Raw genomic sequence first — 19,005 nt, 5'->3', positions numbered from 1 at the left:
TGTTAGCGCTGAAATTGCGTAATCACATCCAGCAGACCTTTGCTGTCTCTATCGAGCTTGCCCACCTGTTTGATTATGCCGACCTGGCCTCAATGGCTAACCATATTTTATTACTCATCGTGGCTGACGATGATGAGTACCGTGAATTTTCCGAAAATATTTAAGAGGTTTTTTATGGAAAAGCGTAACCGTTTTATCCGAACATTGAATAAAGATGAGCAAGAAAAGTTACGCGCAGAGGCTAAAGCTCGTGGCTTGAGCCAACGGTCTTCTTCACTCCCCAAACTCGAACCTCTGTCATCTGGTGAGCTACTGGTCAGCGACGCACAAAAAAGTCTGTGGTTTTTATCACGCTTGAATCCAAACAGCAGTGCCTATCATATTTCGACGGCGTTACAGTTACAGGGAGAGCTGCAAATTACAGCCTTGCAGCGCAGCCTTAATCAGCTTTTTGCACGCCACCAAAGTTTACGCAGTACGTTTGTTTCCCCACAAGGGCAAGTACAGTTGGCTTTGTTGCCGGAAGAGCATGGAATTAGCTTAACGCAGCACGATTTACGCGATCAGGGTGAAGAGACATGCCAAACCTTGATCAGAACGCTTATCGAATGCCCCTTTGAATTGGGCCAGCAATCGCTTATACGTGCGGATTTACTGCAAATTGATGAACATGAGTGGTTGTTGGTCTTAGTTCAACATCATATGATCACGGATGGTTGGTCGATTGGTCAGCAGCTCAGCGAATTGTTTCACGATTATCGTTATTTCTTGGGTAAAGAGAGTCACCTGACTCCCGCGCCAGCGCTGCAATATAACGACTACGTCGCCTGGCAGCGGCAACAGAGACGGACTTCCGAATGGAAAATACACCGGGATTATTGGCGAGAGACTTTAACTGGTGTCCCCGCTTTATTAACTCTCCCCTATGATCGTCCGCGTCCTCAGCAGCAGAGCCATGAAGGGGATTATGTCAATTTCTCGCTAAGCAGCGATCTCGTCGGGCGGTTGAAAGCCTTTAGTCAGCAGCGGCAGGCGACGTTATTTATGAGCCTACTGGCAGGTTGGGGAGGGTTGCTGTCACGCCTGGCCGATCAGCGAGATTTGGTTATCGGGCTGCCTTCTGCCAACCGTCAAGATGACGCGTTACAACACAGCGTAGGCTATTTTGCTAATACGTTGGCGCTACGCGTTGAACTTGATGAAGACATCACAGCTGAGCAATTGTTAACACATGTCAAAAGTCGATTACTTGACGCGCAAAAGCATCAGGCACTGCCTTTTGAACAAGTGATTGATGCACTGAACCCCGTGCGCAGCCTGAGCTATACACCGGTGTTTCAAACGCTGATTAACTGGCAAAGCCTGGCTGCAGAGGATTTATCCTCTGAACAGTTGTCTGTTAGCAACATTTCTTGCCAGCTGCCAGTGCAACAAATCAAATTTGATTTAGAACTCCAATTGCAGGAAACCGCTGAAGGTATCAGTGCTCAACTGGGGTTTGCCAATGCCTTATTTGATCGCGAAACCATTGAACGTTATAGCGGCTATTATTGCCGCTTACTGGAGGCGATGGTTAACGCTCCGGATCTGGCTGTGGCGCGCTTGCCATTACTTGCCGATACCGAGCAGCAGCAATTGTTGCACGCTTTCAATGACACCGAGCAGCCTTATCCACAAGAGAGCTGCATCCATCAACTGTTTGAACGTCAGGTGCTGTCGACGCCTGATTTACCAGCCGTTCGCTTTGATGAGCAAACGCTAAGTTACCGCCAGCTTAATCAACAGGCGAACCAGTTAGCGCAGAGCTTGATCGAAAAAGGCGTCGGCCCTGAGATGGTGGTTGCGCTTTGTGCTGAACGCGGGATTGCATTAGTGGTCGCGATTCTGGCAATAGCCAAAGCGGGGGGCGCGTATCTTCCTCTTGATCCTGACTATCCGGTAGAACGGCTCGCGTTAATGCTGGATGATGCGCGCCCCACCTTATTGTTAGCCGATCAGATAGGTTCTCATATTTTGTCTGACATACTACCAACAGGGTTGAGCGTACTCAATTTATCAAACCTGCCACTGGATGCGCAGCATGTCGATAATCCTGTCGTCGATGGGCTTTCACCCGATAATCTTGCTTATCTCATCTATACATCGGGTTCTACCGGGCGTCCTAAAGGGGTCTTAAATCAACATGGGGCGCTGGTTAATCGTATTTATTGGATGCAGCAAGCCTATGGACTCAATGAACAGGATGTTGTATTACAAAAAACGCCGTTCAGTTTTGATGTCTCGGTATGGGAGTTTTTCTGGCCATTGATCACCGGGGCCTGTTTGCAGGTTGCCCGTCCTGGAGGCCATAAAGATACCGGGTATCTGGTGGAGCTCATCAAAAGTGCACAGATAAGTACGTTGCACTTTGTGCCTTCGATGTTAGGCCTGCTTTTAACCCATCCTCAGATAGCTGAATGCCAAAGTATCAAGCGCATCATTTGCAGTGGTGAAGCGTTATCTGCTGCCTATGTCAAATTGTGCCAGCAATTATTGCCTGCTGCGGAAATTCATAATTTATATGGCCCAACCGAGGCGGCGATTGATGTCACTGCTTGGCGCTGCCCAACGAATTTTGCTGACGATCAAGTCCCTATTGGCAAACCGATAGCCAATACACAACTGTATATTCTTGACCGTTATCTGGCGCCAGTTCCATTGGGTGCGGCGGGTGAACTCTACATCGGCGGACGAGGCGTGGCTCGTGGTTACTTGAATCGGCCAGAGCTGACGGCTGAACGTTTTATCCAGTCTCCATTCAGCGATGCTCAAAACGCACGGTTGTACCGTACCGGTGATGTGGCGCGTTACCAGCTTGATGGCACTTTGCTCTATCTCGGACGAAATGATCATCAGGTGAAGCTGCGTGGTTTCCGGATCGAGTTAGGTGAAATAGAAGCTCATCTTGAGGCCCTGCCTGAGATAAAAGCGGCACGGGTTTTAATGCGAGAAGATAGCCCTGGCGATCAGCGAATTGTGGCCTATGTGGTATCCGAAAACGCAGGTTCAACACCAGATATTGCCACCTTGCGTCAAATATTGACCGCGAAATTGCCTGAATACATGGTTCCTGCGGCCTTTGTCACCTTAACGGCATTCCCTTTGACCAGCAATGGCAAACTGGATCGCAATGCACTCCCTGAGCCACAAAGCAGTGCTTACATCCATGAAGGTGAAGAGGCGCCTATAGGGAAATTGGAAATACAGATCGCTGAGATCTGGTCATCATTGTTAGGCATTGACGATATTAGCCGTCACGATAACTTCTTCGCGTTGGGCGGCCACTCACTGTTGGCAATACAAGTTATTGAGGAGCTTCGGCAGCAGGATATTCTGGCGGATATTAATCATCTGTTTAATTCCCAGAGTCTGTGTGAATTTGCCGCGACTTTGGGTGGCGATGTCATTGAAACGCAGAGTGTAGAGGAACCTGTAAAAGAGTCTGTCGTCGGTATTGCCCCTGATGCCACGGTGATTAGCCCTGATATGTTGCCGTTGATTGAACTCAATCAGCAGGCTATTGATCAAATTTGCCAATCGGTGGATGGCGGAGTCGCCAATATTCAGGATATTTATGCTTTATCACCATTGCAGGACGGCATGGTGTTCCACCATCTGCTAGAGGGCGATGGTGATCCTTATCTGCAGGTGAATCAGCTGGCGTTTACTGATAAATCGTTGCTGAATCGTTTTACCCAGGCCCTGCAACAGGTGGTGAACCGACATGATATTTTACGAACGGCCATTGCCAGCCAAGTGACACCGGCAGCGCAAGTCGTGTGGCGTAAAGCGGAACTTCAGATACAAGAAATACAGTTAGATGCCCAGGATGGGCCGATCAGTGAACAACTGCGTCAACGTTTTAATCCCCGTAAAATGCGCATGGCCTTGGATCAGCCGCCCTTATTAAAGCTGGTCATTGCGCAAGACGAACCGAATAATCGCTGGATACTGCTACAGCTGATCCATCACCTGATCGGCGATCACTACACACTTGAACAAATCCTGCATGAAGTTGCATTAATCATGGCAGGGCGTGCCCAAGAGTTGAAACCCGCCATTCCTTATCGCCAACTGATTGAGCGCTTGACGTTAACCGATCGCAGTGAACAGCAGCGCCGCTATTTTCAGCAGCAGTTAGCGGATATTGATGAACCTTCTCTGGCTTATGGTCAGAACGATATTATGGGTTCAGGCAGTGACGTAGAAGACAGCTATTATCCGCTGCCTGCAGAATTGAACCAGCGTTTGCGAACACAGGCTCGTCGGATGGGGGTGAGCCTCGCCAGCTTATGCCATCTGGCCTGGGGCAGAGTGCTGGCGGCAACCAGCAGTGTTGAGAAAACCGTGTTCGGCACCGTGCTATTTGGGCGTATGGCTATTCAGCCGCAAAATGGCAGCGCATTAGGGCTATTCATTAATACTTTGCCGCTGCGCGTGGACATCGATCAGCGCGGTATTGAACAAGCGACCAGAGACACCCATCAGTCTCTGCTGACCCTGCTTCAGTATGAAAACACGCCTTTGGTATTGGCCCAGCAATGCAGTGGGGTTGCTGCTCCGACACCATTATTCAATACGTTGTTAAACTATCGCCATAACACTTCGGGTGTGGACAACCTACAGGATAGCGGCCTCTTGGCGGGCATCCAGCCACTGGATGAGAAAGAACGAACCAACTATCCGATCGTGGTGGCGGTTGAGGATACCGGTGAGAGCCTGGCGCTGACGGTACAAGCACGTAAACCGATTGTGGCGCAAGATCTTTGCCTTTATATGAGCCACGTATTGCACGCGGTTGCCGATGCCCTGGAACACCATCCTGAACAAGCCTTGCATACATTGCCTGTATTACCTCTTGAGCGACAACAGCAGTTGTTGCAGAACAGCGAGGCGGCATCCCTGGCGTTGGGGGAGCATGGCAATATTGTCGAGTTGTTTGAAGCTCAGGAAAAACGTGCGCCACAGGCGATAGCCCTGAAATCTGGCCCAGAGAGTTTGAGTTATCAGCAACTTAATCAGCGTGCTAATCAGCTTGCGCACCATCTTATCGCTCAGGGAGCGGGGCCAGGGAAGATCGTAGCGTTGTGTACTGCTCGTGGCATACCTATGGTCATCGGGCTGTTAGCGATTCTTAAATCTGGTTCGGCTTACTTGCCATTGGATGCTGATTATCCGAGTGAGCGCCTGGCCTATATCCTGAATGACGCTGAGCCGTTGTTGTTAATCGCCGACAGGCAGGGAGATAACGCACTAGGCGCGCAGGCTCCTCAGGTGGGGCGTATCAATCTGGATGAGGTATGGCAATCTGGGGCGCTGACTGAGGGGCACAATCCTGTCGTGTCGTTGGCAGCGCAAAATCTGGCTTACCTGATCTATACCTCCGGCTCTACCGGGAAGCCTAAAGGTGTCTGTGTGAGCCACGACAACTTGCTCAATCATACCTTGTGGCAACACCAGGCTTTTGCTTTGAGTGCCGATGACTATTTCATACAGCGAACGTCGATTAGTTTTGATGCCTCGGTTTGGGAACTTTGGACACCGCTGGCACTGGGGGCACCTCTGTACATTGTCCCCGGTGAGATAATGCGTGATCTGCCTGCGTTGGTTGACCTGATCGTACATGAGCGCATCAGTGTACTTCAGGTCGTCCCTTCGCTGCTCAGTGGTCTGGAAAACCTTGAAGCGTTAAGTGATGGTGCGCTGCGCTATATATTCTGTGGTGGCGAGCCGCTTTCAGGGGCACTAGTCAATCGTCTGTTACCGTTGGTCAAAGAGGCGGTTGTTAACCTCTATGGCCCAACAGAGACAACCATTGATGCCACCTTTAACCTGCTGAGGCAGCCTGTTGCCGACAATAATACCGTGGCGATCGGTTGTCCGATCGCCAATACCCGGATCTATCTGTTAGATAGCCAACAGCAGCTTGTTCCTGAAGGTGCTGTTGGCGAAATCTATATTGCCGGGCGTGGTGTGACTCAGGGTTACCATCAACACAGCGCACTGACAGCCGAGCGCTTCTTTATTGACAAATTTGCCGATCGGGCCAGCGGAGAACGGATGTATCGTTCCGGCGACTTGGCTCGTCGGCAGGCAGATGGCAATTTACAGTTCATTGGTCGTGTTGATCAGCAGGTAAAAGTACGTGGGTATCGTATTGAACCGGGAGAAATTGAACATCATTTAGCTGATTTGCCAGGCGTACATGAGGCCGTCGTGACTCTGTATGAAGATACGGCAGGGCAATCGCAGCTTGTTGCTTATATAAGGCCGATAGCAAACCAAACCCTGGAGGGAGGGGAGTTACGATCCGAGTTGCACCAGCGTTTACCGCGCCACATGATTCCTTCGTTATTTGTGACCGTTCCCGAGTGGCCACGTTTGCCTAATGGCAAACTGAACCGCGCAGCACTGCCAAAACCGCAAGATGCTTTACTTTCATCACGTTACGAGGCGCCGCAAAATCCATCAGAAGTCGCGTTAGCGGGCATCTGGTGCTCTTTACTGAATCTCTCTGAGGTCGGGCGCCAGGATGATTTCTTTGCCTTAGGCGGCCATTCTCTGTTGCTGGTGCGTTTACTCAACAGGATTGTTGAGCAAGGTTATCCGGCCCCCGCTCTGAATGATTTTTTCCAAAATCCGTTGCTGGCTGATATGGCTAGGTTAATCGATAGCACCCCGACGCAGGCCTCCAGCTATACGCCAATACCGTTGCTACCGACAAACCATGTTGCGCCATTATCTTATTCTCAACAGCGGATGTGGTTTATCCAGCAGCTGGAACCGGACAATCCAGCGTTGAATATTCCTGGCGTATTACGTTTACGTGGCGATCTCAATGTTGAAGCCTTGCAGCAGAGTCTGAATCGACTCTTTGCCCGCCACAGTGTCTTGCGTACCGCTTTTGTACTGCAAGATGGGCAGCCTGTGACTTCGTTACTGTCTGTCGACGCAGGTATTACGCTAGTCCAAACCGATTTACGTCGGTCAGAGGATGTGGAGCAGGCCGTTGCGAATTTAACGCAACAGGTGCTTAGACAACCTTTCGATCTCACACAAGGGCCGCTTTGGCGTGCACATCTGGTCTGTGTGGCAGAACAGCATTGGCAGTTGTTGTTGGTGTTATATCACAGCATTAGTGATGCTTGGTCGACGCAAATCTTGTTGCAAGAATTAGAGGCTTTCTATAACGCCGAACTGAATCATAGGACGCCGGAACTGGCCGCGCTAACGGTGCAATATGGTGATTATGCCGCATGGCAACACAGCCAATTAGAGGAGGAAGAAACCAGCCAAAAACTTGAAAAATATTGGTTGGAGCAATTGGCTGATTTACCGCCGGTGATGGCATTAGCAGAATCTCTTCCTCGGCCCGAGCGGCTCAGTGGGCGGGCGGGTAGCGTACCTGTGACATTGCCTCCTGAGTTAACGAAAGCCTTGCGCGCCTTGAGTCAACGCCAGGGGGGCACGCTTTTTATGACTCTGTTGGGTACTTGGGCATTGCTGCTATCGCGTTTATCCAATGAGCAGGATCTGATCGTGGGCATCCACAGCGCTAACCGAACGCATCCGCAAACTGAAGCGTTAGTCGGCCCTCTGATTAATAGCCTTGCATTACGTTTCTCCCTTTCTGATGAGTTCAATGTGAGTCAATGGTTAGACGAGACTCGCAGGATTCTGCTCAATGCACAGATGCACCAGGAACTGCCTTTTGAACGGGTGGTTGAAGTGGTGAACCCCACGCGCAGCATGAACCATACGCCGTTATTCCAGGTTGCATTTAATTGGCATGCACAGGGAACAGCGACGCCTGCATTTGCAGGTGTTGAAGTTCAAAATATAACGCTAACGCTGCCGACGACTAAATATGACTTAACGCTACAACTCCAGGATCATGGTGCCCAAATTGAAGGCTCGCTTGATTTTAATGCTGACCTGTTCACGACGGAAACCATAGAGCGTTATCGTGGCTACTTGTTGTTATTGCTGGAACAGATGCATACGGATGCGCAGCACCCCGTTTCACAGCTGAACCTGCTGTCAGTGAGTGAGCAACAGGCCCTGTTACGACAGGGAACAGGCCCGATCGAGCCAATAGATGAACGTGGATTACATCAGCTATTTGAGGCACAAGCTAAATTAACGCCAGAGACGTTAGCTGTTGTCGCAGAAGATCAAACCCTGAGTTATCGCCAACTTAACGAACGTGCCAACCAGCTGGCTCACCATTTGGTCAGCCTTGGTGTCACTGCGGGTGATGCAGTGGCGATTTGCGTTGGACGAAATAGTTGGATGCCGGTTGCCATATTAGCGGTGCTTAAGGCAGGGGCGGCTTATGTGCCACTGGATCCTGTCTATGCCAGTGAGCGACTACAGGGCATTATTGACGACGCACAACCTAAGCTGGTGCTTGGGGATAGCGAAGGCCTACAAGCCATTGGTCATTTCCCGGCTAATGCTCAGGTATTACTGGCTTCTGACCGTGAGTGGCTGGCAAACCCAACGACAGCACTTAGCTTGAGTGGGAAACCGTTCTCCTCGCTTAGCTTGGCTTATATTCTTTATACCTCCGGTTCCACAGGCCGGCCAAAAGGCGTCATGGTTAAGCATCGCAGTGCGGCCAACTTCTGGCAAGCGTTACGTGGAGGGATATATCAGCCCCTCCCTGCCGGGTCACGGATTGCGCTTAATGCTTCGTTTTCTTTCGACATGTCGCTTAAAGGCCTCACACAACTGCTGAGTGGACACACCTTGGTGCTTATTCAGCAGACGACTCGAACATCGGGTAAGGCCCTCCTCAAGTTCCTGCGTGAGCAGAAGATTGATGGACTCGATACCACACCATCACAGTTGTCGTTGTTGATCGACGCAGGGCTACTGGAGCAGCCGTTGCCTCGAACCTTGCGCTTACTGATCGGCGGTGAAGCTATCTCACCTAAGTTGTGGCAACAGCTCTATAGCTGCTCACATCTTGAGTGCATAAATATGTATGGTCCGACTGAAGCCACCGTTGATGCCACCATAGGGCCCATTACCAGAGAAAACAGGCAGGCCCATATCGGGGTGCCTATTCGCAATGCCCGTGTTTATATTCTGGATAAATATCGTCGCTGTGTGCCACAAGGAAGTGAAGGTGAACTCTATTTGGCGGGGGCCGGTGTCGCTAACGGCTATCTAAATCAGCCGCAGCTCACCAGTGAGCGCTTTATCGCCGATCCTTTTAGTGATGATGAAAACGCTGTGATGTACCGTACCGGCGATCTGGGGCGGTTCCTGGCGGATGGCAAGCTTGAATACCTGGGGCGTAATGACTCACAGATCAAGTTGCGTGGTTTCCGTATTGAACCTGGCGAAATTGAAGCAAGGATCGTTGAGTTACCTCAGATACGTGAGGCCGTGGTGCTGGTGCGAGGAGAAACCGCGGCAGATCAAAGACTGGTGGCTTATTTTACCAGTCTGCATACCGTTGATGATCTTCCTGCGCTGCGTCGAGAGATTTTTCAAACGCTACAAACGGTTTTACCTGCTTATATGGTACCGGCTGCTTTTGTTTATCTGCCTGAATTTAAACAGACGGTTAACGGTAAATTAGACTACCGAGCATTACCAGAACCCGATGCTAGTGCACTGGTCACGGATGATTTTGAAGCCTTGCAAACACGAGAAGAACATATTCTCGCCGCTATTTGGCAATCGTTATTTAACATTGAGGCGATTGGTCGCAAAGATGATTTCTTCCGGTTAGGGGGGCATTCATTATTAGCCGTTCAAATGATCGAGAATCTGCGCAAACAAGGATGGCAATTGGCGATACAAACGCTGTTTACGACGCCGACTTTGGAAAAATTAGCGAAAACGCTATGCCGAAGCGAGACGTTGTCTGTGCCTGCTAACCCAATTACTGTGCAAAGCCAGCACATTACGCCGGATATGCTACCACTCATTGATCTCACGGCCGAAGATATTGACACCATTGTGGCGCGTGTTGAGGGTGGGGTAAGCAATATTCAGGATATCTATGCCTTATCCCCCCTCCAAGACGGCATTTTATTCCACCATCTTCTGGCTAAAGAGGGTGACCCCTATCTGCAGCGCAGTGTGCTCGGATTTGCCAGCCTGCATGAGCTACAAAGCTACTTGTCCGCCTTTAAAAAAGTGGTTAAACGCCATGACATTCTGCGTACGGCTATCGTCTGGCAGGGGTTGAGTCAACCAGCACAAGTTGTTTGGAGGGAAATTACGCTGGATATTCGAGAGGTTAGCCTATCAGCTCAAGATGGTGATATTGCCGAACAGCTGTTCGAGCTTGCCGACCCTCGTCGCGATCGAATGTCACTGGAATCCGCCCCATTAATGCAATTTGTGTGCTGTGAGGATAGCGTTAACCAGCGCTGGCTCTTGCTGCAACGTGTACACCATTTGATCTGTGATCACGGCACAATGATGCGAGTAGCGCAAGAAGTTGATTTCATTATGCAGGGGCAAGAGGCTCGTCTTACGCCAGCCGGTGCATTCCGAGATCTGATCGCACAGACCTATCAGCAGGAAAATAAGCACGCGCATGAAGCTTTTTTCCGTGAACAGTTGGCGGATATTAGCGAACCCACGTTGCCTTTTGGTCTAGATAATGTCTATCTCGATGGTGGCCAAATACAGGAGTTTCATTTACGGCTTTCGGCGGAGTTAAATGCGCGTTTACGTCACTTATCTCGACAGGCCGGAGCAAGTCTTGCCAGTCTATTCCATTTGGCTTGGGCTAGGGTTATTGCGGCAACCAGTGGTCAGCAAACGGTGGTATTCGGCACGGTTCTGCTTGGGAAAATGAGCATTAACGCGGCGGCGACAGACGGCTTGGGAATGTTCATCAATACGCTACCTATACGTGTTGATATCCATGATGATAATACGTTAACCGCGTTACTTAAAACCCAACAAAGTCTCGCGCAGCTTTTACAGCACGAACATGCTTCCCTTGCTTTGGCTCAGCAGTGCAGTGGCCTACCGGGCAATATCCCGCTTTTTAGTTCATTGCTTAACTATCGCCATAATCAGCATGAAAAAACGGAAACCCGCACAGGCCCATTGGAGATGGTTAAATGGGTGAAGGGAGAGGAACGATCCAACTATCCACTCACCCTGTCTGTTGAAGATTATGGTGACGAATTAGGCTTGAGTGTGCAGGTGATTGAACCTATTGCGCCACAGCGTATCTGTTTAATGATTCAAGAGGCGCTGAGCAGCATTGCTGATGCATTAGAGTCTAATTCGCAACGGGCGATTGCTAATCTCAATGTGCTACCAGCACAAGAGTGGCAACAGTGTCTTTATGATTATAACCAAACCGATGTTGACTATCCGCGACACCTTGGTGTGCAACAGCATTTTGAACAGCAAGTGACGCTTTCCCCGAATGCGATTGCCATCATTGAAGGGGAACAGCAGCTTAGCTATAAAGACCTAAATGAACAGGCTAACCGTCTGGCGCACTATCTACGGGTGAATGGTTGGGGAACCGGTGATGCTATCGCTGTGTTGTGCGAACGCTCGATCATTCAGGTAGTAGCACAGTTGGCTATCAGTAAGGTCGGGGCGTGTATTGTACCGCTTGACCCACAAGCATTACCCGCACGGCAACGTTATATGCTACAGGATAGTCAGGTTCGCTTGCTCCTTACGCAGGAACCATATCTGGGCGAAGGATTTGGCACATTACCGTATGCGTTACTTGATCAACTCTCGTTAGCGGAGTTTTCTATCAATAACTTACCTGTTAGCACGGATGCGGAAGCCCCGTTGTACGTGCTATATACCTCAGGTTCAACGGGAGAGCCAAAAGGCGTTCTAATCCCTCATCGGGCGATAAACAATCTGATAACCCACTGCACTTATATCGACATTGAATCGGATGATCGTCTGGCCTATGAGGTGAATCCGGCATTCGATACGGTCTTATTTGAACTTTGGGGTGCACTGATTAATGGCGCCGCGATGGTGGTGATCGATAACGAAACTAAGTTAGATCCGCAGAAACTGGCGCAGGCGATAGCACAGCATCACATCACTATTTTGTGGCAAACATCCGGTCTGTTCACCTCGATGGTCTCATTGATGGCTGATCATTATCACTCGCTGAAAGCGCTGATGGTGGGAGGGGATGTTGTTGATCCGAGCGCCATTCAACAGGTGATAAAAGGAGGAGCACCGAAGTACATCCTTAATGGCTATGGCCCGACGGAATGCACCACCTTCGCTACCTTTTATCGCGTGCCAACCGAGCGCATAACAGAGAGACCTCTGCCTATAGGTAAACCGATTAATAATACGCAAATTTATCTCCTTGATACCAACCAACAGCCGGTGCCGTTGGGGGCGGTGGGTGAAATCTGTATTGGCGGTGACGGTGTTTCACTCGGCTATCTGAACTTACCTGAGGCAACGGCAGAGCGCTTTATTCCTGACCCTTTCCGCTCTGGAGGACGTATCTATCGGACTGGCGATTATGGCCGTTGGAATGACGAGGGAGAATTGCTATTCCTCGGTCGTAAAGATCATATGCTGAAAATCCGCGGCTTCCGCGTTGAACTGGGCGAAATAGAAGCGCAACTCATGAAAATTGCCTCTATACAGCAAGCCGTGGTGCTGCCTCTGACCAAAGATGATCGTGAAGCGCAACTCGTAGCGTATTACACCTGTGCTGACGGGCATGACTACCAACCTAGAGAAGTACGCGAAGCACTGGTTGAACATCTGCCTGATTATATGCTGCCTGCTGCCTACATCAATGTGCCTGGCTTCACTATCACACTCAACGGCAAGATAAATCGGCGTGACTTACCGGTGCCTGCCTCGGCTGATTTTATTAGTACCGCCTATGAAGCTCCGCACTCCGGAATGGAGGAGGCGATAGCCGCGCTCTGGATAGAGCTGCTGTCGGTGAAACAAGTCGGCCGTCACGACAGTTTCTTCTCCTTAGGAGGGCATTCGCTGCTCGCTATCCGCCTACTTGGCCGCCTCAAGAAAACATTTGGCCTCACGATCAGCTTGAGCACCTTATTTGATAACAGCACGTTAGCCGGTTTTTCGGAACAGCTTTTACTCGAAGCTGTCGCCAAAAAAATGGCCACGAACAACGCCAATTAAGTTTTTTAAGGACATAGATTATGGATCTACTTAAATCAATTCTAGATAACCTAAGTTCTGAAGAGATTACACGTTTGCAGGCTGCCAGCGTTGACCGCCCTTCCGTTCCGGTGAGTAAAGAGGTGCCTTTACCGACACCTCGGCAGGTTGATGAACCATTGCAGTTGTCATTCTCACAGCAACGCTTATGGTTTCTTGAACAGTTGAGTGAGGACAATACTTCTTACCATATTCGCAGTGCCTTACGTATTGAAGGCGCATTAGATGCTGAGGCATTGCAAAAGAGTCTCAATGAACTGTTTGCGCGCCATGAAAGCCTGAGAAGTATTTTCCCGGACGAACAAGGTGAACCGCGGTTACAACTGCTGCCTTCTGATACAGGACTGCCGCTACAGCAATATGATTTACGCGGCTTGCCTAATATTCAGCAACAGTGCCAAGACAAAATCGATGACGAACTAAATACGTCATTCGATCTGAGCAAAGGACCATTACTGCGCGTGACCTTGATCCGCCTAGCAGAGCAGGAGTGGTTATTCTTGTTGATACAGCATCATATCATTTCAGATGGCTGGTCAATGGGAGTAATGACCGAAGAGTTGACTGATTTATACCAAAGCTATCTGCTGGGAAGCGCTAGTGCATTGCCGAAGTTGCCTTTGCAATACCCAGACTATGCTATTTGGCAGCAGCAAGAGCTCAATGAGCAAGCACAGCAGGAGCATATTGATTATTGGAACAAGCAGCTGACTGGTGCACCTGCGCTTTTATCCTTACCGACCGATCATCCACGGCAAGCGATCCTCACGCAGCACGGAGACTTCTTCACACTGCAAATGCCGCCGGCGCTACAACAACACTTGAAACAGTTTGCTTTACAACAGGAAACGACCGTTTTCACATTATTATTGGCGGTTTGGACTGCGCTATTATCACGGCTTTCTGGTCAAGATGATCTGGTTATCGGTATTCCCAGCGCGAACCGTCCTTACCCTGAATTAGAGCGCTTGATTGGCTTTTTTGTTAACACATTGGCCTTGCGTTTTGATTTCTCCGACGATCCTGACTTAGAGACATTGCTAAAACGCACTCGCAGAGTGTCTTTAGAAGCGCAACAACATCAGCAGTTACCTTTTGAGAAAGTCGTAGAGCTGATTAATCCTGAGCGCAGTACTCGCCATACACCGCTGTTTCAGGTGATGTTTAGCTGGCAGGCGAAAAATAATGAGCAGCAACTACAGTGGCCTGATGTCAGGTTACAGCACTATCCGCTCGACAATGCCTACAGTAAATTTGATCTAGAGCTACAGCTCAGCGAGAGCGAGACAGGTATCACCGGAGGTGTGAGATATTCAACGGCACTATTTGAACGTGCCACCATCGAGCGTTATATGGGGTATTTTCTGCGCTTGCTGGAAACTGCATTGACAGCGCCGAAGCAACCACTTTCGACCTGCGCGCTATTGACGGCCGAGGAAACCCGGCAACAGCTTTACGATTTCAATGATACCAGACAGCCTTACCCTGAAAATGTCTGTATCCATCAGCTTTTTGAGCAGCAGGTTAGTAAGACGCCCGAGGCCATTGCGCTCCGTTATCATGACCTCAGCCTGAGCTATCAAGAGCTAGAGAGACAATCCAATCAACTGGCACATTATCTTATCCGGCACGGGGTTAAACCTGATACCCCGGTTGCGCTTTGTGCCGATCGTAGCCTGATGATGGTGGTCGCGATCCTCGCGATTAATAAAGCTGGGGGGGCTTATGTTCCCTTTGATCCTGACTACCCGCAGGAACGCCTGGGTTGGATGCTTGAGGATGCTGCGCCCTCTGTAGTGTTGATGGATAGAGCGGGAAGTGAGGTGTTACGTTCACTCGCTACGAATGGGGTGATGCTGGTCGATTTAGAGACTCCTGCTGTCTGGCAAGATGAAGACGATTGTCGCCCCCAAATTAATGGATTAACGCCGTCAAACCTGGCTTATATCATCTATACATCGGGATCGACCGGCAAACCTAAAGGCGTGTTAAATCAGCATGGAGCTCTGGTGAACCGCATTCACTGGATGCAGCAGGCATTGCAGCTCTCATCTGACGATATTGTCTTGCAGAAAACACCGTTTAGTTTTGATGTTTCCGTGTGGGAATTCTTCTGGCCGTTATTAACGGGTGCCTGTCTATCGATTGCAGAGCCAGAGGGGCATAAAGATCCTGACTATCTGGTGGCGCAAATCACGGCACAGCAGCTGACGACATTGCATTTTGTGCCTTCCATGCTGAGCTTATTGTTAGAGCACCCTCAGGTCAGTCATTGCACCAGTTTGAAGCAGATCGTTTGTAGTGGAGAAGCCTTACCGGCTGCCTTACTCAAAAAGTGCCAAACCTTGTTACCTCATACTCAAATTCACAATCTGTATGGGCCTACTGAGGCCGCCATTGATGTCACTTTCTGGACTGCTCCGCCAGCCTGGCAGGAAAGCCAAGTCCCGATAGGGAAACCTATCGCGAATACGCAAATTTATCTATTAGATCCTCATTTGCAACCCGTACCGCTCGGAACCGCTGGGGAGATCTATATCGGTGGTGTGGGGGTGGCGCGCGGTTATCTCAACCGAGCAGAGTTGAATCAGCAGCGTTTTATTCCCGATCCTTTCAGCGAAAACCCAGAAGCACGGCTTTACCGGACGGGGGATTTTGGGCGTTTTCAATCAGATGGCACCTTGCATTACCTCGGCCGTAATGACAATCAGGTGAAGCTACGCGGTTTACGCATTGAGCTGGGCGAAATTGAAGCCAGCTTGAACCGCTTGCCTGAGATCAAAGAGGCTGTAGTGATCGCTCGTGAAGATATTCCTGGTGATATTCGCCTGGCGGCTTATCTGGTAACAGAAGAAGCGGAGGCAGAGTTGAATATTGCCCATCTCCGTGAGGCACTGGCACTTAGCTTGCCAGAATATATGCTGCCATCGGCATTTGTCGTACTTCCTGCCTTCCCACTGAGCAATAATGGCAAGCTTGAACGTAAGGCGTTGCCTGTACCCAATGAGACAGCCTACCTGCGTGCGGAGCAGAAACCGCCACGTGACGGTATAGAGCAAGAATTGGCGCAGATTTGGCAGCAACTGCTGGCTGTTGACGAAATTGGGCGGCACGATGATTTTTTTGCGTTGGGCGGTCATTCACTGCTGATGGTTCGTTTACGGACGCAAATACAAGAAAAACTGGGACTAAAGCTGGCACTGACGACGCTCTTGCTCCATAGCACACTGGCTGATCAGGCTGCCCAGTGCCTTTCTTCTTCTATAAACGCCTCTGATGAACTCGCATTATTGCCTGTTTCCCGTCAGGGAAAACTACTGCCTTCGCTTGCTCAACAGCGACTCTGGTTTTTGTCACAAACCGAGCAGGGCAATTTGGCCTATAACATGCCGGTGGTCATGACCTTAACGGGCGCTTTAAACAGTAAGGCATTGGCGGCCAGTCTAAATTTGCTTTTTGCTCGCCATGAGAGTCTACGCACGTACTTCCGTGAAGAGGAAGGGCAACTTCTTATTCGGTTGTTACCTGCGGAGCAAGGTATGCCGTTGCAACAATATGATCTGCGGCAAGAAGCGGATCCCGATGCGCTGGCAAGCGACTATTTACAGACCGAACTCTCGCAACCCTTCTCTCTCTCCAATGGGCCATTGATCCGTGCTTTGTTGATCCGATTGTCGGATGAGCGTTGGTTGTTTGCCTTAAATCAACATCACACGATTTCTGATGGTTGGTCGTTGGATATTATCGCCCGTGAGTTGAGTGAGGCGTATCAAGCGCAAATACAAAATGATGTGCAGCAACTTCCACCATTAGAAATTCAATACTCTGATTTTGCTCATTGGCAGCGTGCATCTCTGGTCGGAGATAAGCTCAATACACAACTTAGCTATTGGCAGCGGAAACTTGCTGGCATACCTGAACTGCTATTATTACCCACCGATCGTCCTCGCCCTAAGCAGCAGGATTTTAGCGGTAATGTCTATCACTTTGCGTTAGATAAAGAACTTAGCCAACAGGTCATGCAGTGCAGTAAACGCCACGGTGTAACGGCTTTTACTTTCCTGATCAGTGCGTGGGCCGTTTTGCTGTCGCGCTTGTCCGGACATGGCGACATTTTGATCGGGACGCCTACGGCCGGTCGTAATCAGGCAGAATTAGAATGCATCATCGGTCTTTTTATCAACACGCTAGTGTTACGTTTTGATATTACAGAACCTCTTTCAGTGCATGAGTTGCTGAGGCGTAATCATCAATTGCTACTGGAGGCTCAGGAACATCAGGAATTGCCGTTCGATAAGTTGGTAGAGGTCGTGAACCCTGAGCGTAATATTGCCTACACACCAATTTTCCAGGTTATCTTCAACTGGCAGCAAGGTGCAGGGCAACAACTGACGTTACCTGGAGTGAATGTTCAGCATTATCAAAGTAGTAGCAACCGGATTAAGGTTGACCTTGAACTGAACCTTTTCGAGGACAGAGGACAGATCCGTGGGAGTTTCAACTATGCAACGGCTTTGTTCGACCCAGCAACGCTCGCGCGTTGGTCGCAATACTATACGCAGCTATTAACAGGGATGGTTGCAGAGCGTGATGCCATTGTTAACCGTATTAGCCTGTATACGGAGCAGCAAGCTCAGGCGTGGCGACAATCCTTCAAAACGGATGCCATCGCTATAGATCCTACTACGCCTTCCATCGTGGCGCAGTTCGAGTCACGGGCCGCCAGTACGCCAGATGCCATTGCCCTGCACTCCCCGCAGGGCACCCTAAATTATCGCGACCTGAATGAGCAAGCCAACCAGCTAGCACACCACCTGCAAACCCTCGGCGTGGAGGCCAACAGCCGGGTGGCGATTTGTGTGGCGCGGGGCCTGCCGATGGTTGTCGCGCTGCTGGCGATATTCAAAGCCGGCGGGGCTTATGTTCCGCTGGATGCCGATTATCCGGTAGAGCGCCTGGGCTATATTCTGGCGGATGCCGCCCCCCTTCTTCTGATTGAAGACCGCTATGGTCACCAGGCGTTAAGCCAGGCAGAGACCCTACCTGAGGTGAGACGTTTACGGTTAGATGCCGACGAACCGGCCTGGCACGATGCGGCCAGGAGCAATCCGGTTGCGCCGGTGGGTGCCAATAACCTTGCCTATATGATTTACACCTCTGGCTCAACCGGGAAACCGAAAGGGGTCAGGGTGCTTCATCGTGGTTTACTCAATCACACGCGCTGGCAGCATGAGGCGTTTGCTCTGACGGCCGATGACCGTTTTCTCCAGCGCACGTCCATCAGTTTTGATGCCTCCGTCTGGGAGCTCTGGACACCACTGACGTTGGGGGCCTCCCTGTATGTCCTGCCGGGCGAGGTGCAACGAGACCTGTCAGCCCTGCCTGCATTACTGGCAGCCGAGCAAATCACCGTCCTGCAAGTGGTGCCTTCGATGCTCACTAACCTCCCTGACCTGTCTCAGGCGGGGGTCAGTTCCCTGCGCTACCTGTTCAGCGGCGGTGAGCCGCTGTCGGGCAGTCTGGTCAACCGCTTACTGCCGCAGGTGAGTGAGGCGGTTGTCAATCTTTATGGCCCAACAGAGACCACGATAGATGCGACCTACCATGTGATGCGTGAGGCGGTGGACGAGGGCTACCAGCCTATTGGCCGCGCGATAGCCAATACGCGGTTGTATGTCCTGGATGAGCAGCAGCAGTGGGTGCCGGAAGGGGCGGTGGGCGAACTTTATATTGCAGGCGAGGGGGTCAGTGAGGGGTATCACGGCCGTGCGGAACTGACCGCGGAAC

The 19,005-nt window shown here is 50.4% G+C and carries 3 protein-coding genes; all 3 read left to right on the top strand.

The window, feature by feature from the left end; translation table 11 throughout:
• The first annotated feature begins 14 nt into the window (after positions 1–14).
• Entirely contained in the window at positions 15–164 is a 150-nt protein-coding gene (locus PSI14_RS20335) for a hypothetical protein (RefSeq protein ID WP_370688889.1), read from the top strand.
• Positions 165–174: 10 nt separating this feature from the next.
• Positions 175–13,179 (top strand): non-ribosomal peptide synthetase, encoded by a 13,005-nt coding sequence (locus PSI14_RS18580; RefSeq protein WP_273577484.1) that lies wholly within the window; start codon positions 175–177, stop codon positions 13,177–13,179.
• Positions 13,180–13,199: 20 nt separating this feature from the next.
• A partial coding sequence (locus tag PSI14_RS18575) for a non-ribosomal peptide synthetase (RefSeq protein ID WP_273577483.1) occupies positions 13,200–19,005 on the top strand: 5,806 nt, incomplete at its 3' end.

It is taken from the genome of Xenorhabdus anantnagensis, from assembly GCF_028598555.1.
Taxonomy (GTDB): Bacteria; Pseudomonadota; Gammaproteobacteria; order Enterobacterales; family Enterobacteriaceae; genus Xenorhabdus; species Xenorhabdus anantnagensis.
The sequence above is the reverse complement of the archived record's forward strand: the minus strand, read 5'-3'. Positions and strand labels throughout refer to the sequence as shown.